16 protein-coding genes and 1 pseudogene are annotated in these 21,290 nt (G+C 39.0%); 4 read left to right on the top strand and 13 right to left on the bottom strand.

Going from position 1 to position 21,290, the window contains the following annotated elements:
* Positions 1–21 precede the first annotated feature (21 nt).
* Positions 22–1,098: a phosphatidylinositol-specific phospholipase C1-like protein gene (locus ACFJGY_RS08875; RefSeq protein ID WP_379963018.1), complete on the bottom strand. Its 1,077-nt coding sequence runs from the start codon at positions 1,096–1,098 to the stop codon at positions 22–24.
* Positions 1,099–1,435: 337 nt separating this feature from the next.
* Here ACFJGY_RS08875 and ACFJGY_RS08870 point away from each other — a divergent pair, with 337 nt between their 5' ends.
* Complete coding sequence (locus tag ACFJGY_RS08870) at positions 1,436–4,471, top strand: SusC/RagA family TonB-linked outer membrane protein (RefSeq protein ID WP_379963016.1); 3,036 nt, start codon at positions 1,436–1,438, stop codon at positions 4,469–4,471.
* A gap of 96 nt (positions 4,472–4,567) precedes the next feature.
* Entirely contained in the window at positions 4,568–6,328 is a 1,761-nt protein-coding gene (locus tag ACFJGY_RS08865) for a RagB/SusD family nutrient uptake outer membrane protein (protein WP_379963014.1), read from the top strand.
* 148 nt (positions 6,329–6,476) lie between these two features.
* Here ACFJGY_RS08865 and ACFJGY_RS08860 read toward each other — a convergent pair.
* From ACFJGY_RS08860 to ACFJGY_RS08845, 4 genes and pseudogenes are all read right to left on the bottom strand, one after another.
* A pseudogene (locus ACFJGY_RS08860) lies at positions 6,477–6,961 on the bottom strand (RteC domain-containing protein); the annotation flags it as partial.
* Positions 6,877–7,203: an RteC domain-containing protein gene (locus ACFJGY_RS08855; RefSeq protein ID WP_379970147.1), complete on the bottom strand. Its 327-nt coding sequence runs from the start codon at positions 7,201–7,203 to the stop codon at positions 6,877–6,879. The gene ACFJGY_RS08855 and the pseudogene ACFJGY_RS08860, both read right to left, overlap by 85 nt.
* A 165-nt stretch (positions 7,204–7,368) precedes the next feature.
* Positions 7,369–7,515 carry a hypothetical protein gene (locus ACFJGY_RS08850; protein WP_379963012.1) on the bottom strand — a complete coding sequence of 49 codons (147 nt, stop codon included), beginning with the start codon at positions 7,513–7,515 and terminating at the stop codon, positions 7,369–7,371.
* A gap of 193 nt (positions 7,516–7,708) precedes the next feature.
* Entirely contained in the window at positions 7,709–7,990 is a 282-nt protein-coding gene (locus tag ACFJGY_RS08845; protein ID WP_379963010.1) for a hypothetical protein, read from the bottom strand.
* Positions 7,991–8,001: 11 nt separating this feature from the next.
* On the opposite strand from ACFJGY_RS08845, the gene ACFJGY_RS08840 reads away from it, so the two are divergent.
* Both ACFJGY_RS08840 and ACFJGY_RS08835 read left to right on the top strand, forming a co-directional pair.
* On the top strand, positions 8,002–8,160 hold the full coding sequence (locus ACFJGY_RS08840; RefSeq protein WP_379963008.1) for a hypothetical protein: 159 nt from the start codon (positions 8,002–8,004) through the stop codon (positions 8,158–8,160).
* On the top strand, positions 8,141–8,629 hold the full coding sequence (locus ACFJGY_RS08835) for a T9SS type A sorting domain-containing protein (RefSeq protein ID WP_379963006.1): 489 nt from the start codon (positions 8,141–8,143) through the stop codon (positions 8,627–8,629). Before ACFJGY_RS08840 ends, ACFJGY_RS08835 begins: the two co-directional genes overlap by 20 nt.
* Before the next feature lie 689 nt (positions 8,630–9,318).
* On the opposite strand, the gene ACFJGY_RS08830 is transcribed toward ACFJGY_RS08835, so the two are convergent.
* The 8 genes from ACFJGY_RS08830 to ACFJGY_RS08795 are packed head-to-tail and all read right to left on the bottom strand — an operon-like array spanning position 9,319 to position 20,946.
* On the bottom strand, positions 9,319–10,230 hold the full coding sequence (locus ACFJGY_RS08830; protein WP_379963004.1) for a carbohydrate kinase: 912 nt from the start codon (positions 10,228–10,230) through the stop codon (positions 9,319–9,321).
* A gap of 3 nt (positions 10,231–10,233) precedes the next feature.
* Complete coding sequence (locus ACFJGY_RS08825; RefSeq protein WP_379963002.1) at positions 10,234–11,775, bottom strand: glycoside hydrolase domain-containing protein; 1,542 nt, start codon at positions 11,773–11,775, stop codon at positions 10,234–10,236.
* Between the two features lie 11 nt (positions 11,776–11,786).
* Complete coding sequence (locus ACFJGY_RS08820; RefSeq protein ID WP_379963000.1) at positions 11,787–13,181, bottom strand: DUF4960 domain-containing protein; 1,395 nt, start codon at positions 13,179–13,181, stop codon at positions 11,787–11,789.
* A gap of 13 nt (positions 13,182–13,194) precedes the next feature.
* Positions 13,195–13,608 (bottom strand): RagB/SusD family nutrient uptake outer membrane protein, encoded by a 414-nt coding sequence (locus ACFJGY_RS08815; RefSeq protein WP_379962998.1) that lies wholly within the window; start codon positions 13,606–13,608, stop codon positions 13,195–13,197.
* On the bottom strand, positions 13,571–14,893 hold the full coding sequence (locus ACFJGY_RS08810) for a RagB/SusD family nutrient uptake outer membrane protein (RefSeq protein WP_379962996.1): 1,323 nt from the start codon (positions 14,891–14,893) through the stop codon (positions 13,571–13,573). The genes ACFJGY_RS08815 and ACFJGY_RS08810 overlap by 38 nt, the downstream gene beginning before the upstream one ends.
* A 17-nt stretch (positions 14,894–14,910) precedes the next feature.
* A complete protein-coding gene (locus ACFJGY_RS08805; protein WP_379962994.1) occupies positions 14,911–18,012 on the bottom strand; it encodes a SusC/RagA family TonB-linked outer membrane protein in 3,102 nt (1,033 codons plus the stop codon).
* Between the two features lie 16 nt (positions 18,013–18,028).
* Complete coding sequence (locus tag ACFJGY_RS08800) at positions 18,029–19,585, bottom strand: glycoside hydrolase family 32 protein (RefSeq protein WP_379962992.1); 1,557 nt, start codon at positions 19,583–19,585, stop codon at positions 18,029–18,031.
* A 47-nt stretch (positions 19,586–19,632) separates the two neighbouring features.
* On the bottom strand, positions 19,633–20,946 hold the full coding sequence (locus tag ACFJGY_RS08795) for a sugar porter family MFS transporter (RefSeq protein WP_379962990.1): 1,314 nt from the start codon (positions 20,944–20,946) through the stop codon (positions 19,633–19,635).
* Positions 20,947–21,290: the final 344 nt, after the last annotated feature.

Genomic DNA, 21,290 nt, shown 5'->3' with positions numbered 1-21,290 from the left:
TATAAATCTAATTGAAAAAGTTTATTTTAAGATGACAGGATTTTTCCTTTCGTAAGAATTATTGTCAAAACTGATTTTATAATTGGACTTGAAAAGTTTGCTCGGAAAATAATAATCCGTGGTAATAATCTGTGCACCACTTTCCTTCGCTTTTTCGAATCTGGAATAGTCCCCGCTTCTCGCTTCCATCGTATCTGCATCGGCTCTGGTCCGGATGATGTAGCCTTGTTTTACAAGATCTTGTATTTTAGAAATGTCTTTTTTGGGTTCGTTCATTAATAAAACTGCAGATTCAGGAGTGCCTGCGGATGAGTTGGTGAATACCATTCTACCCTTCAGCGACGGATGACCTTTTGCATACAGATCTCTGTTTTCACTGTTATTATCTAAAACAAAGAGAAATTTTCCTTTCGTATTCTTTACTTTTGGCCAGTTTTTATGAAGAACAGCTTCGTTAAGGCTTTTATAAGATACTCTGATATCATCGGGTGTGATGATTTTATCTTTTCCTAAATATTTTTTCAGCTCATTATCCAGATCATCAAAAAGCTTCGAAGTGTAATGTTCCGGCTCTGTTCCGAACTTATTGGCTTGTCCGTCTTTTGGTTCCAAAGTGATAAAAACAGGATCGTGATCCGGATGTGCGTCTGACCATTTTTTGAGATCTTTCAAACAGTCTTCCAATGTATAATACCAAGTCTGATAATCAATATCTGTGATGTGAATCATTTTGAAACCTGGTTTTTTCATCTTGCCTTGCGGATCAAACGGCTGCGTAGTTTTCACAAGATCCAGAATTTTCGGATGCCCATATTTTCCGCCTTTGCTGTCTGCATAAACATCGATTTCAAGATTTCGAAGTCCCAGATCCAGTTGCTCCGGAATAGGAATATGTTCATACTGAATCCTGGGTAAAAAATTCATCGAATCTTTTTTGGACAAATAACTGTAAACCTCCGGAAGAATGGCTTTTTTATAAGAATTGTGTGAACCAATCACCTGGATTTCATTGATTTTTAAATCATCAAGATTTTGAGATTGTGACCACCAAAGGTTAATCGAAGAAAAATATAACGCAAAGAGAACTGCCTTTTTCATTTAGACAAATTTTTATGAAGGCGAAATTAGGAACTCTATTTCCCCTGAAGTTTATCGGTTATGTTAAGTGTTTTTTAAGATTTTGTGAATGACGAAAATCGCGTGCGTATAACTTATTATTCGAGAATATTATTCCGTTTTTATAAAATTCTCACTGTTATAAATTATTTATTTTAACATAATATTCTGTTAAACTAAAATCGAAACAAAGCAATTTACTTTGTATTCCGAAAAATAAAATTAATAATTGCTTGGAAAATAAAAACCACTGTTGCGGGAACAACAGCGGCTTTTTTACTAAGCAATGTAATCTCTAACAATTACTTTACTTAATGACATGTACCACAAAATTAATTTATTTAAATTTAAAAAGCTAATTCCTGTAGCAATACTTTTTTTGGTGGCAAACCAGACAAGTGCTGAAGGGCTTAATGCAAAGTATCCTGTATTGTTGCAGGTGAATGAGACCATTACCGGAAAAGTAACCAAACAAGACGGTTCTGCTGTAGAAGGTGCAACGATAACGGTTGTAGAAACAGGAGTTACCACAACGACAGATGCATCCGGAAACTTTACGATTTCAGCTAATATCGGACATACGATTTCTGTTTCTTATGATGGGAATGAGCAACTGATCAAGATTTCAAACACTTCGATTTCCGTCATCTTACAATCCAAAGACACAGCTATTGCAGAGGTGATGGTGGTAGGTTACGGCTCACAGAAAAAGGCGGATCTGACTGGTGCGGTGAGTCAGTTGAAAGCTGAACAATTCAAAGAAGGGATGAACATCTCAGTTGATAATCTAATGCAGGGGAAAATTGCCGGTGTCCGCGTCGTGCAGTCCAGTGGCGAACCAGGAGCCGGTGTCAATGTTTCTATCCGCGGGATTGGTTCTATCAGAAGTGGAAGCACACCTCTTTTTGTTGTAGACGGTGTTCCATTGAGCAATGATGCAGTAAGTGCCTCTGCCCCGAATGTAGGTCTTGGAAATGCTCAGGCAAAAAATCCACTGAACTTTTTGAATACTTCAGACATCGAATCTATCACAGTTTTGAAAGATGCTTCTGCTGCTGCAATTTATGGCGCAAGAGGCTCTAACGGGGTTGTTTTGGTAACGACCAAGAGAGGGAAAAAAGGAGAACCAATGTTTACTTATGATACTTATTTAGGCTATTCTTCTGTTATCAAAAAATTGGATCTTTTATCAGCCGATCAATACAGAACGGCACTTTTGGACAAATCCTATGATCACGGTGGGAATACAGATTGGCAGGATGAGATCTACAGAACTGCTGCTTCCCAAAATCACTCCGTTTCGTTTTCGAAATCTACAGATACAGGAAGTTATTTTGCGTCGATGTCTCATATGGATCAGGACGGGATCGTTCAGAACAGCAGTTTCAAGAGAACTACAGCTCGTGTAAATGCTGAAGAATCTTTCTTTGATAATAAGCGATTAAAAGTAAAACTGAACCTTACCGCAAGTGATATCAAGGAAACCGGAATTCCTAACGGTGCCAATGCCGGATCCGACGGACAGGTCATTATTCACGCTTTGATGGCGAATCCGACGCGTTCTGTTTATGATGCAACCGGAAACTATACCAATTTTAATATGAATGCGCACTACAATCCGTTGTATTTATTAAGCGTTTATACAGATAAAACCAACACTTTCCGAATGTTAGGAAATACGGAAGCAACTTTGAGATTATTACCAGGACTTAATTATAAATTAAATCTTGGAATTGATAAAACAATGTCGGAAAGAAATACGACAATGTACCCTAACATTACGGACAGAACTCCAAAAGGATCTTATGTACAGGCAAATCTGGACTCTTACAATGTACTATTGGAGGATTATCTAACTTATGATTTTAAACTCAATAGAAATAATTTCAGTTTATTAAGTGGTTTCTCTTATCAGAAATTCAAATCGACAGGAACCTATTTTGGGGTGAGAAATATTGCTGCACAAGGAGCGGGAATTCCGCCAGAGCTTAATCCCGGCTATTCCGGTGATGCTTTTATCCCGGGTGCCGGATATGCGCAGGAAAACGAATTGCAATCGTATTTTGGAAGAGTTAATTATAATTTTGATCAGAAATATTTTTTAACGGCATCTATCAGAGCCGACGGTTCTACACGTTTTGGAGACAACAACAAATATGGTTATTTCCCATCAGTCGCAGTGGGTTGGACGATTTCTAATGAGAATTTCCTGAAAGATTCTCCAATAGTCAATGAATTAAAATTAAGGGGAAGCTGGGGACAAACCGGAAATCAGGAGCTTCCAAACAAACAGACCAAGGCAAGTTATTCCCTTTCGCAAGCATCAGGATATTATTTGTATGACAATCTGGATCTGATCAACGGGATCACAGTTAACAGAACTGCAAATCCGGATCTAAAGTGGGAAGTCGTAGAACAAAGCAACATAGGATTAGATTTCAATTTGTGGCACAACAAACTTTATGGCTCTGTAGAATATTACAACAAAACCACGAAAGACCCGATCCTGAATATTCCGTCACCGGTATTGAGTCCTACAACTACCATTTATACAAATGTTGATGCAGAGATTGTTAATAAAGGTTTCGAATTTAATTTAGGTTCAGATATCATCAAAAGTGAGAATTTTACCTGGACAATGGATGTGAATGGTGCAACCGTAAATAATGTTGTCAAGAATCTGCCGGTTACAGAAATTTATTCCGGTGAAGTTTCCGGGCCTGGACTTTCTGGTGTTACAGCCAATATTTATAAAAATGGCTACGAAGCGGGATCGTTCTTTATGTATAATTATTTAGGCGTAGATGCCAATGGAAAATACATCTATGAAGATGTGGACGGAGACGGAACTATTGGTCAGAAAGACAAAAAGATTTTTGAAGGTGCCATTCCTAATTTCACTTTCGGGATCAATTCTTATATGAAGTATAAAAAGATTGATTTTGGATTCTCTTTCATCGGGCAAACAGGTGGCTATCTGGTAAACAACACCGCTTTGGATTTGAACATCAACAACCTCGCGTCTGACAGAAACGTGATGAAAAACTTCTACGATTCCGGAGCAAGTTTTACAAATCAGCCGCAACTTTCTTCTTTATATCTTGAGAAATCGGATTTTATCCGTCTGAACAACGTGAGATTGGGATATACTTTTGATATCAATCAATTGAAATGGATGAAAAGCCTTAATCTTTATGTAAGTGCGCAAAATCTTTGGACCATCACCAATTATACAGGATATGATCCATTGGTTGATACCAACAAACAAGTAAGCGGAAATCAGTCATTAGGAATAGATTACACAACTTATCCTTCTGCAAAAACGGTTTTATTTGGAGCAACTGTTAAATTTTAATCGACTTAATTATGAAATCGCCTTGATTCGGAAATACAGGCAAACGATGAAGATAGAGCGATAACATATGACAAATAAAAACAATAAAATCTACATATGAAATCTAAATTTTTAAATATCAACAAAGCTGTACTGGCTTTTTTAACCATAGGATTAATTGGCTGTACCAATCTCGATGAACAGATCATTGATGAGAATCTTGGCACAGAAGGTGGTGCTCCGGAAAGTGCCTTGGCTGCGGCTTACGGACAATTGGGTGATGGTACATTTGTAGACCACGGCAGTGTATTTGCGCTGCAGGAATATTCTACAGACGAAGCAATTTTGCCGACAAGAGGCAGCGACTGGGGCGACGGTGGAAAATGGAGAGCTATGCACGAGTTCACTTGGGATTCTAATAACGATGTTGTAAAAACCACCTGGAATAACCTGACACTTGGGATAACAAAATCTTTAACAGCCATCGGCAGCATTGAGAAAAGTACTGTTTCCAACAAGACTCTTTTCCTTGCCGAAGCTAAAGGGCTATTGGCATATTACACTTACAATACACTGGATTTGTACGGACAGGCACCTTACAGGGATCCAACTAACATCAATGCGCCAGTTGAGATCAGGAAAGCTGATACCGCTATCGATCCTTTGATTACAGAAGTCGAAAGTCTTATACCAAATTTAGCTGATATCAAAACACAAAATACCCACGCCGGCAGATTCACCAAACAGGCAGCTTATGCTTTGCTTGCAGATATGTATCTCAACAGAGCGGTGCTTAAAAAGCGTGACGCTGTTTCTTTTGATTTTACAGAACCGGCAGTTGGCGGAACAGGAAATGATATGGACAAAGTAATTCAGTACACCAGTCTCATTATTAACTCAGGTCTTTTCAGTTTGGAATCCAACTATTTTCACAATTTTGACATCAATAACGACAACAGCAAAGAGATGATTTTCTCCATCGTTCAGAAGAAAAACTCCAACAGAAATGCTGATAATGATCTGGCTTATATGTCAATGGAAAGAATCCAGAAACCCTCGCCGGACAACAGAGGGACAAACGCGTCCTGCATCACACCGGAATTCTATAATTCCTGGACCGGCAATTTTGATGATCCACGTTTCCACAGATATTACCAGTACGATGACGGAACCTGGTTCAAAAATGACGGAACAGATGTAAGCGTACCATCAACGAGTAAAGTGGAAGGAACGGGTAAACCTTGGTTCCACTTCAACAGAGGTCTGCAGGTTGGTCAGCAATATGGGCCGAAACTTCTTGCCACAGGAAACTTTGAAATGACAGCAGATAACAGAATAAAGGTTTCTAAATTATTTACCGAAAAAAACACAACCCTTGCTGCAGATTTTACACCGGAACTTAATTTTGACAAACCATCAGAAGCTGTATTTACACAAGCCCAGATTAACAGAGGCGTGCGAAACTTCAAGTTTGAATTTGATCCGGGCTATGGAAACAACGGGACAAGCGGAATGGATGTTCCTTTGTACAGATTGGGAACAATTTATACGATGAGGGCAGAAGCCTACTTCAGAAATGGAAATCTGGTGGCTGCTTTGGCTGATATCAATAAGCTGAGAACTTCCAGAACGCGTGAAGCCTTGTTTAATAATGCGCCAGGTATTGCAATCGCAACCGTGGATGCCAATACATTACTAAAAGAATCAGGATACGAATTGTATTGGGAAATGTACAGAAGAAAAGCGATGATCAGATTTGGTAAATTTGATCTTGCAGGAACAGCGAAACCTGCTACTCAGCCTTACAGAAGGATTTTCCCGATTCCTCAGGCAACGCTTGATGCATCAAAAGAATTCAAACAAAACCCGGGATATTAAGTTTCTTAATATTATATTTTTAAATAAACGTGAAAGCGAAGGGAGAAATCTCTTCGCTTTTTGCTTTTTTAAAGCTTGTGAGTTTTTTTTGTGAAACTAATCGTTTGAATTGAGCTTCCCAATTTGAGATAATTTCAACGAAATATCATTATACATCCGAGTCCTCAAGATACTGATTAAAATGATGCTGCAGCAATGATAAGAACTTATTCCTGTCTGTTTTCCGCAATCTAATCTCAGCCAGAGTTTTATGGTAATTCCCTAGATTGATATTCATTGCATTTTCTGCCCATCGGAATATTTCAGCCAGATCAGAGTGTCCCCGTTGAAGCATTTTGTAAGGTGCAGAGCGTACAACAATTCGGTCAATGCCACTTTCGGAGTGATCCATTCCAGATTTCTGATTTTATCTATGGAGCTTGCTATGTTGTCATTTGAATTAATCTTATTCGTTAAATATTCATCAAGAAGATCGTTTGCAATGATCTGAGAGACCAAATGATCGTGGGAAGTCGAAAACTCCTCATCATAGCTGTACAATTCAGCACTTAACTTGAGCTTAAAGTCAAATTTGAAACGGATGAAATATTTTTTATCCAAAAAAGTCGATTTCCTTCGGTAGTAATTGATAAATTCCTTCTGCTCACCATAAAAATATAAAAGATGACTTCTTTCATTTTCATAGTAGGACCTAAAACCATTGTATCTGAAAAAGGCTTAGAAGCTTCTATCGACAGTATCTTTGAATAATAGATGTACACTGCCACAAACTGTGGCTTCGTATTTTTAAAGAAGTAAATTTCCTCACTCCAGTCCGTAAATTGGTATTGCCTGAAAACCACCTTCAGTTGGCGTATGGCCGCATCAGTTTCCATCAAAATCTCCTCAGCCCGGCTGATCATATCGTTCCCGCCTCTATTGATCTGGTCCACATTTGCCATAAGATTGTTCCAAAGCCGATCAACTTTCATTTTAAATTGTTGTCCATTCATACGTATCATTTTTTAGTTTACGTAAAAATCGGGCTTAAAAAATAAATTTTAGGATTTCTTCAGTTCCTCCAGCCTTTTTCTGACAAAATCTGTCGGACGGATGCCGTTGATCTCTAAAAAGTGGTTGGAGAATACGATCCTGTTCTTCATGCCGCATTCCGCAGCTAAAGTATCGATGCTGTACTTTAAATACATCCTGTCTTCTAGAAGTTTTTGGTGATGTACTGTATCCTCAGTCTTTTCAGGTATTCGCTAAAAGTTATATTGAGGTGCTCATTGAGGACGAATGAAAGTATGGACCGGTTACTGTTGATCAAAGCAGCTACATCAGGCAGTTTAAGGTCTTTATCAAGGATTTTTTTTTCCTCAAAAATTTTAAGACTGTTCTTTACGATTTCAACAGCCTGTCATTATAAATACTTTTAATGCTCTGACCATACTCAGGTGCTTTCTCCTGCACCTCATCTATCCTTTTAAATTTCTCCAAGAGCTCACTATACTTTGTTGTAATAATTTTCTCTTTTTCTCTCAACCGTTTTATATAAAAGAAAAATGCAACCGTACCGGAAAGTATTACAGCACTGAAAAGGATACTTCCATATTTTTGCTTCCGTGCAATCTTGTCCCGATCCTCTGACAGCACATCAATATTCTGTAAACGACCAGTCATTGCGAGTTAATATGTATACCGCCAACATCTCTTATTGGGCGGTCACCAATGCTTTTGATCTGTCTGGTGATGATTATCAGATTACATTTGATTGTGGTACTACCAACGGACCTTTTACAAATAATCCTTCCGGACCAGCACCACAGATTGATGCAAGGCGACAAATTTAAAGTACTCATAACGACTGATAACGGAACAACCTGGCAAGAACTAAAAAACTGGGATAACCCGAATATGACGATTTCTAATGAAAGAAATAATATAACGATTGACGTTTCTGCATACAAAAATAATAATGTAAAATTTGCATTTTACGCATCTGACGGTACTACATTTGTTGCTGCAGCTGACTATCGTATCTTTGTTGATAATTTTAAAGTTCAACTAAAACAGTCAATGTCTGTTTCTGACATTAAAAAATCAATCTTACAAGTCTACCCTAATCCTACAACTGGTAAAATTACAGTAAATACCAACCAAGCTATCAAATCAATGGAGCTGTTTGACTTTACAGGAAAAAAAATTAAAGTAACAACAACTAATCAAATGGATCTATCAGATATGTCTGCAGGCACTTACCTCTTGACAACGATATTTAATGACAAAACATCTATTAATAAGAAGGTTATCAAAAAATAAGTAAGTATTTAGAACAAAATTTCAGTATTGTTTTTATAGTGTGAAAGATGGAACTCTATTGTCATCTATGTTGTACTTTATTCAATTTGGAATAACAAAAAATTCTCTGCAATTATTTTATCAATTGATTCAATTTATATGATTATTGGTACAAATTAAAAAATGCCAACTAAAAACAAACCATATAACTAAAAAAATGTTGATCAATGTGTGCAATTCTTTCTAAATCCTATATCAAATATTTCGATACCTCTTCAGTTGTGGGTACAAGACAAGCACAGCTAATTAAAGACTTACCATTACGATACTAAGTGCTATTAATTTTTTAAAATTAAATTGCATTAAGCATAATTATTAAAAATTATTTGCTAAAAATAAGATCTATAATTCTTGCTTAATTTAGCTCAATCGAACCAAATCGTCTATAAAAGTGTTTGAAAAATACGCTCGTCTTGGCACAAACAGCAAAATGGCTCCAATTTAATCCAAATTGAGCCATTTTTTTGTTTTTTTGGTGCCAGATTAATCCTTTTTAGCGTAATAAACCTGATCTGAATTATTACAGGATCACTTCATAATTCGATGTTAAATGATAGATAGTATATCATGCAAAATTTTATTTTATTGTTCTAAGCTAACCTAGCAGTTAACAGACATCATATTGAATCGTCAGAGGACCAAATTTAAGATCACGAAAAGGTCTTTCTTGTAAACATATCAATATCAGATGAAGTAATTATGGGGTTTGCACCTGCTTTACTTGCTACAATAGCACCCACAGCGCTGGCAAAATCCATAGCTTCATCCGGTTTTCTATTCGATAACAATTGGGCAATCAGACTTGACAGAAACGAATCTCCTGCACCAACAGTGTCAGCTACTTTTACCGGATAACCGCCGTGTTGATACGTTTTACCTTCCCATAATAGTAATGAGCCGTGTTTTCCCAATGTTACACAAATAGAATTGGTATTGGTTTTTTCTGAAATGAAACGGATATTTTCTTCAAGATTTTCTGATTTAAAACCTAACTCGTCGGCAATTTCCAGGATTTCTTCATCATTAAATTTAATGAAATCCGCTTTGTTCATCAATTGTTCCAGAAGTTCAATACTGTAGAAAGGCTTTCTCAAATTCACATCAAAAACCTTAAACATCTCAGGATTGGAATCCAGTAGACTGAAAAGCGTATTTCTTGAAGCGCCATTCCTGCAGACAAGGCTTCCGTAAAAAAAGACATCAGCATTTTTAACGATATTCAAAGTATCATTACTGATTTCAATAAAATCCCAGGCAGACGGAAATTTGATTTCATAAGTTGCGGAACCACGTTCATTCAATGTTACCTGGACAATACCTGTATCATAATCCTGGGTTGTGATGATTCCGCTGGTATCAAGCAGATTTTCCCTGGCATAGTCACAAATTACCTTTCCGTCCTCATCATTGCCAACGGCACTTATCATCGCCACCGGAAATCCGAAAGATGCCGTTCTGAGTGCCAGATTAAGCGGAGCACCGCCGATTTTCTTTTCTTCTCCAAACACATCGAAGAGCACCTCTCCGAAACTGACCACATTTATTTTTTTATTAAGGAACATTAATTAAGGATTTTTAACATTAATATTGCTGAATGAACTGTCTGATGAACCAAAAATACTCCATTTTTTGTTAACGATATCGTACACACGATTGCTGAACGCTATTTTATCATTCACATAGACCACACAAACATCATTGCTGATGAAAACTGTTACATTATAATTGGTCTCAGAGATTCCCGATAACGGATAAGCATTCGCAAGATCCTCGCTTGCGCCGTTCATTATATAACTTGCAATTCTGTTGGAAGAAGGTTCAAATGAGATTTTAAAACCACTTTTTCCATCATTGTCCTGAGCCAGGATGAATCCTGATTTTCCGTTTGCCGCAGCATTCAGGGTAAAGCTGATCTGATTGGCTTTCTGAAGCTTCCCGAACATTACTTGGGAATTCGCAGAAAGATTAAAGCTATTCCCCTTCTGAGATGCATTTCCTGTAATTTTATCTACGGAAAGCGTAGCATTTTGTACAAATACAGACTGCAAGGCAGAAATAGGTTTTACTCCCAAAGTTCCATCCGGATTCTGAACGAGTTGATGCGATACAAGATTTCCTGCCCAATCTTTTCCGCCCGTATTGCTTTCAGGGACTTTTCGGGCAGTCCAGCCCACCAGATAACGGTCGGTATTGTCAGAAACTGTTTTCGCTGCGTAGAGATAAGAGCCGTCCAATCGGTCATTCGCAGGTGTTGCCCAAGGTCCGTTTGGCGAAGTGGCTATTCTGTAATGCGTTCCGCTGTTGCTGCTCCAATTTTCGGAGAAAACAAGATACCAGTAATTACCCATTTTGAAAAGGTCCGGACATTCCAGCATAATATAATTTTCTGAAGAAGTTGTCGTATAAATAGGATTTTCCACCGACCAGTTTCCGCTTGCAGGATTGGTTGTAGTAAATTTCAGCACAACCGCTTTTTTGGCTGAAGTCTGCGCAGAAACCAGCATCCAGTATTTTCCGTCTTCTGTATTGAAAAAAACGTGCGGATCTCTGAATTCATAATCATAATAACCAGCCGGAGCAGTGATTTTAAAATCCTTCACTTTCGTCCAGTTTTTCATATCGGTACTCGTTGCCAGAAGCACACTTTCCCTCGGATTACCCGATAAAAACGAAGCAATCTCATTATGCCCTGTGTAATAGTAATAATACGTATTCCCGACTTTCACCAGACTTCCTGTTCCTACACCAAAATCAGGTTCAGAAGCTGTCCCGTAGGGAATTTGCCTCCCTTGATAAGTAAAATCCTTGAAATTGGTCGTCTCAAAGCTATGAATATCGTGAAATCCTTCGCCTGCAGGTTTGGTTTTAGCATCGTGCAGAAAGAAAAGATGAAATTTTCCGTTTTCGTAATACGGCATTACATCGCCGACATAACCGGCTGTGTAATAAGGATTAGTACTTTCCATCCACTGATTGGGCGGCTGCGGAAAGATATTCGTCTGTTTGAAAATATCCTCCGGATTCACATCTGTCACTGAATCATTATTTTGGCAGGAAAATGTTGCCAGAGCCATCACAGATGCTAAATATATTTTTCTGATTGTCATTGATTTTGATATTAATTCGTTACAAGATAATTAAGGCTGTTCTCCGTGATTTTTTTGATGTTATCCAAAAAGCCGTTCGGCTGGCTTGGGGTTCCATTCGAGGTTTCGTTGTACCAGTCGTAAGCACCCATTGAGATGGTGATACACTTTTTATTGGCAGTTCCTCCCGGAAATTCGGCCACCGCAACACGTCCATCCAGAGTATTGTCCCAAGCTTCACTGGCTAGGTTGTTTCCTCCTGTTTGCGTTCTCCATCCGGCTCCATTCACATAACCACCCCAATCCGGCAAGAACCACCACGCTGTATGATTCAATCGGAAGGTTCCTTTCTGAAGAAAATTAGCTTTTCCGGATTCATAAGTCTGAAGCCCTTCAAAAACAGGGTGTGTTTCGTGACCTTTAAAAGAAATTCCCCAATCACTTCCCGCATCTACAAATCCGTTCGGTAAGAAATCTCCGAAAACGTTGTTAGGTCCTTTTCCTGAAGGCACAATTCCCAGAGCATCCACGTATTGAGCAGCAAATCCTGTCAGGAGAATATTTCCGCCCGCATTCAGATAGGTTTTGATTTTGGAAGTCACATTTGCATTCAGTGCCTCACCCGGTAAAGCGGTAGCGGAATCAAAATGCCACCAGATGACATTGATTCCTGTAAGATTGGCTGCTCCGCTCGCAACATCTGTCATTGAAACATAAACCGCTCCGGAAAATTTTCCAAATAGCCAGTCAGAAGCTGCGATTTCATCAGGATTAGTCAGACCTGTTCTGTTGGCGGCTGTTCCAAGAAATGCGACGCTTGGTCCCGAAACAGGCGTAGTTACTGTTGCAGTATAGATTTCAGTCAGGTTTGAATTAGAAACCGTGAACTTAACCGGGCTGCTAAAATTGATGGTTGCTCCTGACGCAGGATTGATATTCACTCCATTTGCCACTTCGATTGTAGGTTGCAAAGCCGTCAAATTGGTTCCTTCCGGCATCGTGAGTGAAATCGTTTTGCTGGAATGATTAATGGTTGCCGATAATCCATTGATTTTAAAACTGATGATTGGCACCTGAGCCTGAACCACAACTTGATAATCTTTGTAAATATTCCCGTTTTGTACACGGTATTTTATGGGTTGAGAAAAATCCTGCGTTGTTCCAGAAGCAGGAGAAACCACTGCACTTTGCGGAATTTCTATGACCGCAGACAAAGCTTTTAAAGCTGTTCCATAAGGCATTGTAACCGTGATCTTATCATTTTTATTATCAATTTCTCCTAAAAAGCCGTTTACTTTAAAGGAAGAAATATTCACCGAAACATCCGTTACCAGTCCGTCCTCTCTCCCGTTGTCGCAAGACCATATCAATATTGTAGAAATCAGCAACAGGATGAGTATTTGAAATTTATTAAATATTGTTTTCATATCTGTCGAATTTTTAATAACCATTATTTTGTTTATATAAGCCTTGGCTGAAGTTGATCTGAGCCAATGGAATAGGACAATATTCTTCAATTCCGTGGTCAAATCCTGCTTGAGAATAATAAGACCGTTTTGTCTTTTCAACGGAATAATAAGTGTTCATAGTCGTTGTAGCAATTCCCCATCTTACAAGATCGAAGAAACGGCTGCCTTCCATAGCAAATTCCATTCTGCGTTCCCATCTCAAAGCTTTTCTTGCAAAATCCTGATTCCAAGTGCAATTGACACCCGGCTGATATTGGCTGATAAGATTGTTGGTGGTATAGCTTCCGGTTAAAACAGTACTGTTCGAAGCACGCTGTCTTACCTGATTAATTAGTGGCAACGCTGCATCAATTTGTCCAAGCTCGATTAGCGCTTCGGCTTTCATCAGCAAAACATCGGAATAACGGATGATGATTCTGTTTTTGGAATTGCCATAAAAAAGGGTCCACATTCACAGTACAACCACAGCCTACCGGTACATTTTCCTTTAATGAAGCGTAGTAACCGTAAGTTCCAGGGCTTCGGTTCCAGCTTTCCTGATAGATTTTATTTTCCTCGTACTTCCAGGGCAATCCAGGCAATGCAACAGTATGGTAAAGTCTTGGATCAACTTTATAATTATTAAGCTGATTGTAATTCAAATCTGTGTCGTTATAGGTATCGAACATCGGTAATCCCTGGGGTGTTGTCTTGAAAGCATTCACCAGATTCTGGCTTGGCTTGTGAAAATCACAACAGCCCAAACCTTGTGGCAAAGACAGCACATCGCCGTAATTCAGTCTCCCGAAAAGTGTTCCGTCGTTGTCGGAATATTGAATGGAAAAAACGGATTCCGGACCGTTTTCGTGCGTTCCCGGAAGGAAATTGTACCCAAAATCTGATTCCAATGTATAATTTCCAATCACCTGATTGGCCGCGTCAATAGATTTCTGAAGCGTTATCGGATTGATTTGAGTCACCGTATAATTATCGTCCTGCTCATACGCCTGGTACAATCTTACTTTGGAAAGATAAGCGTATGCCGCAGTTTTCTTTGGTCTTCCTACTTCGGATTGCGTTGATGGGAGATTTGCGGCTGCAAATTCAAAATCGGAAGCTATTGCGTCCCAAAGCTGCTGATCTGTTTTTGCACGGTTGGAGATTTTAGGATAATCATCAATCGGCGTATTTTCGTCCACATAAGGCACATATTTGAAAAGTTCTTTAAGTAAAAAATAAAAATGACCTCTTACAAACTTCATTTCAGCAAGCCGCTTCTGCTTGTTTGGATATTGAGCATCGGAAAGCTGGTTTAATGCGGCAATTGCTTTGTTGCATCTTCCTATTCCGACATAATTCAGGGACCAAAGACGATCCAATTCGCCAAAATCTGAACGGATGTTATTGGAGATTTCAAAAAAGTGAAAGGTCTGGATATCATTAGTTCCGCTACCGCCTTTGTAGGCATCATCTGAGCGCACATTTCCATAAGGCCAAAGGCTGAAAGGTGTGTCGTAATGGTCATTCCCCATTGCTGCATAAGCTGCCACCACAAATCCGTCGACATTCTGAGGTGTCACCACATCTGCTTCGGAAAGCACGCCTCTTGGCTGATTGTCTAGAAAATCGTTGCAGGAAGCTGTTCCAAGCAAAAATGCGGAGGCTATTGTTAGAAGTATATATTTTTTCATTGTTTTAATTTTAAAATTTAAAGGGATAGGTTAACTCCAAAATTGATGGTCAACGGAAGCGGATAACCGAAAGCCGGTGTTTCCGGGTCGATGCCTGTAAAGCTTTTGGATTTGATGGTCAGAAGATTCTGTGCGCTGATATAAATCCTGAAATTGGTAATTTTATATTGCTCCAAAATATCTTTCGGAATACTGTAACCCAGCTGTAAAACTCTTAATTTCATATAGCTTCCATTCTCTACATAATATGAGGAAAATCTGGATTCCGCATTGCTGTCAACCGTTGTAAGCGCCGGAATATCAGAGTTTGGATTTTGTGGCGACCACGCATTAAGAAGCCTTGTTCCTTTGTTGGAACCCACATCATCTACGCTCCAAAAATCGGTCTGGTACTTTTTGGAATTGATGACATCCACATCGCCTATTCCCTGCCAGAAGGTTGATAAATCGAAGTTTTTGAAATAGAAATTAAGATTGATTCCGTACATAAATCCCGGATTTGGGTTTCCTATCCAAGTTCTGTCTTTGTCATCTATGGTACCATCACCATTCAAATCAGCATAACGGATTCTTCCTAGACCTTTTCCTGATTGAGTTGCAGAATTATCAACTTCGGACTGCGTTCTGAAAAGTCCATCGGCAACATAACCATACATTGAGTTGATCGGTCTTCCAAGAATATTATCTGTAGTCCCATTTCCGCCATAATTATTGATAACCGATTGTGGCAACTCGGTGATTTGATTGCGGTTCATCGAGAAGTTCCCTGAAATCTCGTAGCCAAATCCACCGGCAGTTTTGTCCTGATATCCCAAAGCAACCTCTATCCCTTTGTTTTCCATAGAAGCACCGTTGATCCAGCGATTTCCGCCTTCACCAATCACAGCCAGATATGGCGGTAACACAAGAATGTCCTGGGTATCTTTTTTATAAACATCTACACTTCCCGTCAGCTTCTGATTAAAAAATCCGAAATCCAAACCAAGGTTGGTTTGTGTGGTAGTTTCCCATCTCAAATCATCATTCTTCGTCTGGGTAGCAATAAATCCTGAAGGCAGCAAACCACTACCAACACCGGAAATATCATATGCAGTTCCATAAGAAGTTGCCCAAGTCGGATTTCCGCCTGCATAATTGGCAATATAAAGGGAATATACTGCCGAGTTACTGATTTCCTGATTTCCCGTCTGTCCCCAACCTGCTCTTAACCTTAAATCTGAGAAAAATGGTATCACCTTTTCTGCAAAATCTTCTTTGTTGATTCTCCAACCAGCCGAAAATGCTGGGAATGTTCCGAAACGGTTATTCTTTCCGAATCTTGACGAGCCGTCATAACGTACTGTTGCAGAAAACAGGTAACGGTTGTCATAATCATAAGAGAACTTGCCGAAGTACGACAACAAGCTGTAATAAGTAGAACTTCCACCATTAAAGGCATCTCCGGTTCCGGCATCAGGATACATATAATCCGGTGTTTCTATAAGAAATCCTTCTTTTCTGAGCCACGTATTGTTGTAGGTATCTTTGTACATTTCCATTCCACCCAACAAATCAAAATGATGATTTCCAGCTTTGGCAGTGTATTGAGCAGTGTTGGTCCAGGTCCATTTTTCAGTATCCGACTGGTCAATATTTACAGCATTGGTTTTGTTCTGAAGATATCCGGAAACATAGCTTCTTTGCAGCATTCTTTTATAATAGTTGGAAAAATCGATTCCAAAACTGGATTTCAATGTGAGGTTTCTCGCGGGTTGCAATTCCACATAAACGTTTCCAAAAAACCGTTGGTAGCGGTAGCCGTTGTCTTTGTTATATTCTAAAAGTCGAACAGGGTTTTGGCGGTCGTTCATCCCGCCTACCGGACCACCCCAGCCGATCCCATCCACAGTATGAACAGGAATAATCGGTAACGCTCTCAAAGCTGGGTCCAAAACACCAGGATCCATCAGTTCATTGGTTTTGTTGAAGGTGAAATTTTCCCCGATTCTCAATTTTCCATCAAAGAAATTATAAGAGGTATTCACACGTGCAGACAATCTTTTGAAATTGGTCAGCTTCACGATGCCATCATTATCATAATAACCCATCGAGAAGTAGTACGAACCTTTCTCCGAAGCACTGGAAGCCGAAACATCCAATGAATTGGCAACACCGGTCTGAGAAACCTCATCGTACCAATTCGTATTAGCCGATTTGATGGTTTTTGCAGCATCCAGATATTCAGGAACGAAACTGTTGTATAGCGTCGGAATACCATTCTGAACGCCCCAATCAAAATTATAGCTTAGATTGTTGGTATTAGGATTCAGACCGTCGTTGATATTTGCCTGCCAAAGCACCTGTCCAAACTGTTTTGCATTCAGAACTTCTGTTTTTTTGGCATATTGGGAAAAGGCGGTGTAATAATTCAGGTCGATTCTCATCTTGCCTTTTTTCCCTTTTTTTGTGGTAATGATAATGACGCCGTTTGCCGCTCTGGAACCGTATATACTTGCTGATGAGGCATCTTTCAACACCTGCATTGATTCGATGTCAGCGGGATTCAATTCGTGCATTCCTGCTTTTGTGGGAACTCCGTCTATCACATAAAGCGGGTCTGTATTGTTCAAAGTTCCGACACCGCGGATGAGGACTTTGGTATTTCCACCGGAAGGCGAGCCATCAGTAGAAATATTCACACCTGCGACTCTTCCCTGTAATGATTTGATTGGATTGGGTTCGCCCTGTTTGTTCAGATCTTTCATATCAACGATGGAAACAGCACCAGTGATGTCCGCCTTTTTCTGCTTGGTATATCCAGTTACTACGACCTCGTCAATATTCTTTACCTTATCGGCGGCAAGAACAATATTGAAAATAGTTTTCTCATCCACAACAACTTCCTGAGTGGAATAATCGGGATAAGTGAAAACCAACGTGTTCCCTTTTTTCAAATTATTTATCTGGAATGTTCCGCTGCCATCTGTTATTGTACTTGCGCCGGTTTCTGAAACAGTAACGGTAACGCCTCTCAGTGGTTTCTGAGTTGGCGAAAGCACCTTTCCCTTGACAATTTCCTGTGCAAAAACATAGGAAAATGGAAGAAGACAAAAGGCAACTGCAATTTTATATTTCTTCATTATGATATAGTTTTTTTTATCTGATGTTAAGCTGATGTGCATTGATGCTCAAAGAACTTCCTTTTGTATCTGTCGATAAAGTCAGCTCTGAGAAATTTTCGTTTGGGAAGAAGATTTCGGTCAAAACTTTTTCGCCGTCGTTGAAGAAAATTTCGATGGAAGTTTTGTCGATAACCAACTTCATTTTTACGCTGGAATATAGCTGTTTGAGAGGTGCTTTGGTAACAGGCTTTGCATAATTTTTTCCGAAACCAGTTTTACCTGATTTGGAACGGTCTATGAACAGTTCTTTTGTTTTGTTATCAATCCAAAAAGTCAATTGTTCCCCCAAGGTATTTTTAATAGTGAAAGTGTATTTTCCTGCACTCATCTTTTTCAAATCCAAGTCGATTACGGATTTGCTTAGGTCGATTTCCGATTTACCGATCAGTTGGCTTTCAGCTTTTACACTGATGTTTTTTTTAATTGATTTCCCCTGATATTCTTTCAGCTGAGCAACAGGAACATTTTTAAGAATATAACCTTCCTTTGTTTTTTTGAGGGAAACTTCCCTTGCCACGGTCATACTGCTTCTCCAAGTTTCTGTTGGAACTTCCTGTGCATATTCCCAGTTACTCATCCAGCCAATGATAATTCTCTTGTCCTGCGGAACATTATCAAACGAAACACTGGCATAATTATCCTTACCCCAATCCAGCCAGGCTGCTTTTTCTTTGTTAAGTTGTTTGGTAAAATGCTCATCTGTTTTAAATGTCTTACCATCAAAATCTCCGACAAAATATTGACCTGCAGAGCCATTGTTTGGTCCGCCTGGATTGATATTGACAATCAGTACCCATTTTTCCTCGTTTGAACCTTCAACTTTCAATGGAAATAAATCAGGACATTCCCAAACGCCACCGTGACCACCCAAATCTTTCCCAAATTCTGATTGAAAAGTCCAGTCTTTCAGGTTTTTTGAAGTATAGAGATGTGCTCTGTCCTGTGCCGCCAAAACCATCACCCATTGTTGTCTTTTGGAATCCCAAAATACTTTCGGGTCTCGAAAATCACGGATTCCGGGGTTTTTGAGAACAGGATTTGCATTATATTTTGTCCAAGTTTTACTGTTGTCGAAAGAGTAAGCTATTCCCTGAGATTCTACACCGATTTTGCCTTCTTTTTCAAGCTTAGGATTGTGATAGGTATAGATTGCAACCACAGGATTATTTTTGGAATCTCCGAAACCGGAATTATTGTTTTTATCCACAACAGCACTTCCTGAGAAAATATAGCCTAGATCGTCAGGATAAAGAGCAATAGGTTGTTCTTCCCATTTTACAAGATCTTTGCTTGTAGCGTGTCCCCAATGCATCGGTCCCCATTTGTTTCCGTCGGGATAATACTGGAAAAAAAGATGGTAAACGCCGTCTTTGTAATAGAGTCCATTAGGATCGTTCATCCAGCCTTTCTTGGGCGTGAAGTGAAAATCAGGACGGTAAAGCTGTTCTTCCGATGGTTTGGAATTCGACTGTGCATTTAGAACGGAATGCATCACAGCAGCAATAATTAATGTTGATAATGTTTTTTTCATTGAGTTATTTTCTTGTTTATCACAATTAAGTGATTGAAAGAATTTATCTAATCTTTAGTTAATGTTTTGCTGAGTTTTTCCAGAGAAACACCTTTTGTTTCGGGCATCATAAAAATGACAAACAATAATTGGAACATCATTGCCACTGTAAAGACTAAGAATACAGTTCCAGCTCCTATGATTGAGAATAATGTTGGAATGAGCGACGGAATTATCGCTGCCAAAACCCAGTGCGTGGAGCTTCCAAAAGCCTGTCCGGATGCGCGAAGATGATTTGGAAAAATCTCGGAAATGAAAACCCAAATCACTGTTCCCTGACCTATGGCGTGCGAAGCAATGAACAGGAACAAAAATATAGGAATCGCCAAACCAGTCCAATGGAAATAGAAGGCCATAGAAACCAGTCCCAACGAAATAATATATCCTATGGAGCCAATTAACATCAGAGTTCTTCTTCCAACTTTGTCAATAAGATTGACACCAACCAAAGTAAAAACCATATTGACAATCCCGATGCCTATGCTACTAAGAAGTGATGTTTTCTCGCCAAGACCTGCCTCTCCAAATATTCTTGGGGCGTAATACAAAAACGCATTAATACCCGACATTTGATTGAAAAAAGCAACAAGGAAAGCCAAAATCAAAGGGAAACGGTATTTTTTCATAAAGATGTTTTCCTGTGGCGTATCGGCATGATCGTACTCCATTTGAGTAATAATTGTTTCGGAATCCTGATCGGGACTCACGATTTCCATTACTTTTTTGGCCTCGTCCATTCTACCTTTAGAAACAAGCCATCTTGGACTTTCCGGAATTATGAAAACACACAAAGTATATATCGTTGCCGGAATCGACTGCACCCCGAGCATCCAGCGCCAATCGTCATCACCGATTCCGCTGAGTAGATAATTGGATAAAAACGCTACTAAAATTCCTAAAACGATATTGAACTGATATAAAGAAACCAGTCTGCCACGGTCTTTTGCAGGAGCAATTTCAGAAATATAGGCCGGAGCGGCAATAGTAGATGCACCTACGCCCAGACCGCCCATAAATCTAAAGAATGCAAACATATATGGATCATTGGAAAAAGCCGTTCCTATTGCTGACAGGGCATACAAAATACCAATTGCTAAAAGTGTTTTTTTTCGTCCGAATTTATTAGTCGGGATTCCGCCGAAGATAGCTCCAATAACCGTTCCCCATAATGCCATTCCCATTACTACTGCTCCGTGAAAAGCATCTGAACTATGCCAGAGTAACTGTAGTTTTTTATCGGCTCCGGATATCACTACCACATCAAACCCAAAGAGAAATCCTGCCAGCGCTGCGGTAACGGACCACATCAAAATTTTATTCATATAAAGAATTATTAATTTGTTTGTGGCTAATATATCCTGAGATGATAATCCGAAGGTCTAATTATGTAACAAAATATTTCGTCAAGGTTAATTATTTGTTAAATATTTTTAATTCATTGATAATCAAAATATTAAAATTTAATTATTGCAAAAAATTATATTAATGATTCAAAAATGTAACATCAATCTACAAAATTGTTACGTGGTTTTTGAGCATTTTATACCGTGTGAACGATTATTGGTTTGAGGAGATTGACTAAGAATTGTCGTTAGATTAGAGAAATTTAAACTCGGATTTTTTTAAGACGAATTTTAGGATTGTAAAAATTGTATTTTATTCTAAC

Origin of the sequence: Epilithonimonas sp. UC225_85 (assembly GCF_042695135.1) — a bacterium.
Lineage (GTDB): Bacteria > Bacteroidota > Bacteroidia > Flavobacteriales > Weeksellaceae > Epilithonimonas.
This window is presented reverse-complemented; position numbering and strand designations above follow the sequence as displayed.

Coding starts and splice junctions, on each gene's coding strand:
- ACFJGY_RS08875 (WP_379963018.1), bottom strand. CDS start 1,098: ATGAAAAAGGCAGTTCTCTTTGCGTTATATTTTTCTTCGATTAACCTT.
- ACFJGY_RS08870 (WP_379963016.1), top strand. CDS start 1,436: ATGTACCACAAAATTAATTTATTTAAATTTAAAAAGCTAATTCCTGTA.
- ACFJGY_RS08865 (WP_379963014.1), top strand. CDS start 4,568: ATGAAATCTAAATTTTTAAATATCAACAAAGCTGTACTGGCTTTTTTA.
- ACFJGY_RS08855 (WP_379970147.1), bottom strand. CDS start 7,203: ATGGAAACTGATGCGGCCATACGCCAACTGAAGGTGGTTTTCAGGCAA.
- ACFJGY_RS08850 (WP_379963012.1), bottom strand. CDS start 7,515: ATGTATTTAAAGTACAGCATCGATACTTTAGCTGCGGAATGCGGCATG.
- ACFJGY_RS08845 (WP_379963010.1), bottom strand. CDS start 7,990: ATGACTGGTCGTTTACAGAATATTGATGTGCTGTCAGAGGATCGGGAC.
- ACFJGY_RS08840 (WP_379963008.1), top strand. CDS start 8,002: ATGTATACCGCCAACATCTCTTATTGGGCGGTCACCAATGCTTTTGAT.
- ACFJGY_RS08835 (WP_379963006.1), top strand. CDS start 8,141: ATGCAAGGCGACAAATTTAAAGTACTCATAACGACTGATAACGGAACA.
- ACFJGY_RS08830 (WP_379963004.1), bottom strand. CDS start 10,230: ATGTTCCTTAATAAAAAAATAAATGTGGTCAGTTTCGGAGAGGTGCTC.
- ACFJGY_RS08825 (WP_379963002.1), bottom strand. CDS start 11,775: ATGACAATCAGAAAAATATATTTAGCATCTGTGATGGCTCTGGCAACA.
- ACFJGY_RS08820 (WP_379963000.1), bottom strand. CDS start 13,181: ATGAAAACAATATTTAATAAATTTCAAATACTCATCCTGTTGCTGATT.
- ACFJGY_RS08815 (WP_379962998.1), bottom strand. CDS start 13,608: ATGAAAGCCGAAGCGCTAATCGAGCTTGGACAAATTGATGCAGCGTTG.
- ACFJGY_RS08810 (WP_379962996.1), bottom strand. CDS start 14,893: ATGAAAAAATATATACTTCTAACAATAGCCTCCGCATTTTTGCTTGGA.
- ACFJGY_RS08805 (WP_379962994.1), bottom strand. CDS start 18,012: ATGAAGAAATATAAAATTGCAGTTGCCTTTTGTCTTCTTCCATTTTCC.
- ACFJGY_RS08800 (WP_379962992.1), bottom strand. CDS start 19,585: ATGAAAAAAACATTATCAACATTAATTATTGCTGCTGTGATGCATTCC.
- ACFJGY_RS08795 (WP_379962990.1), bottom strand. CDS start 20,946: ATGAATAAAATTTTGATGTGGTCCGTTACCGCAGCGCTGGCAGGATTT.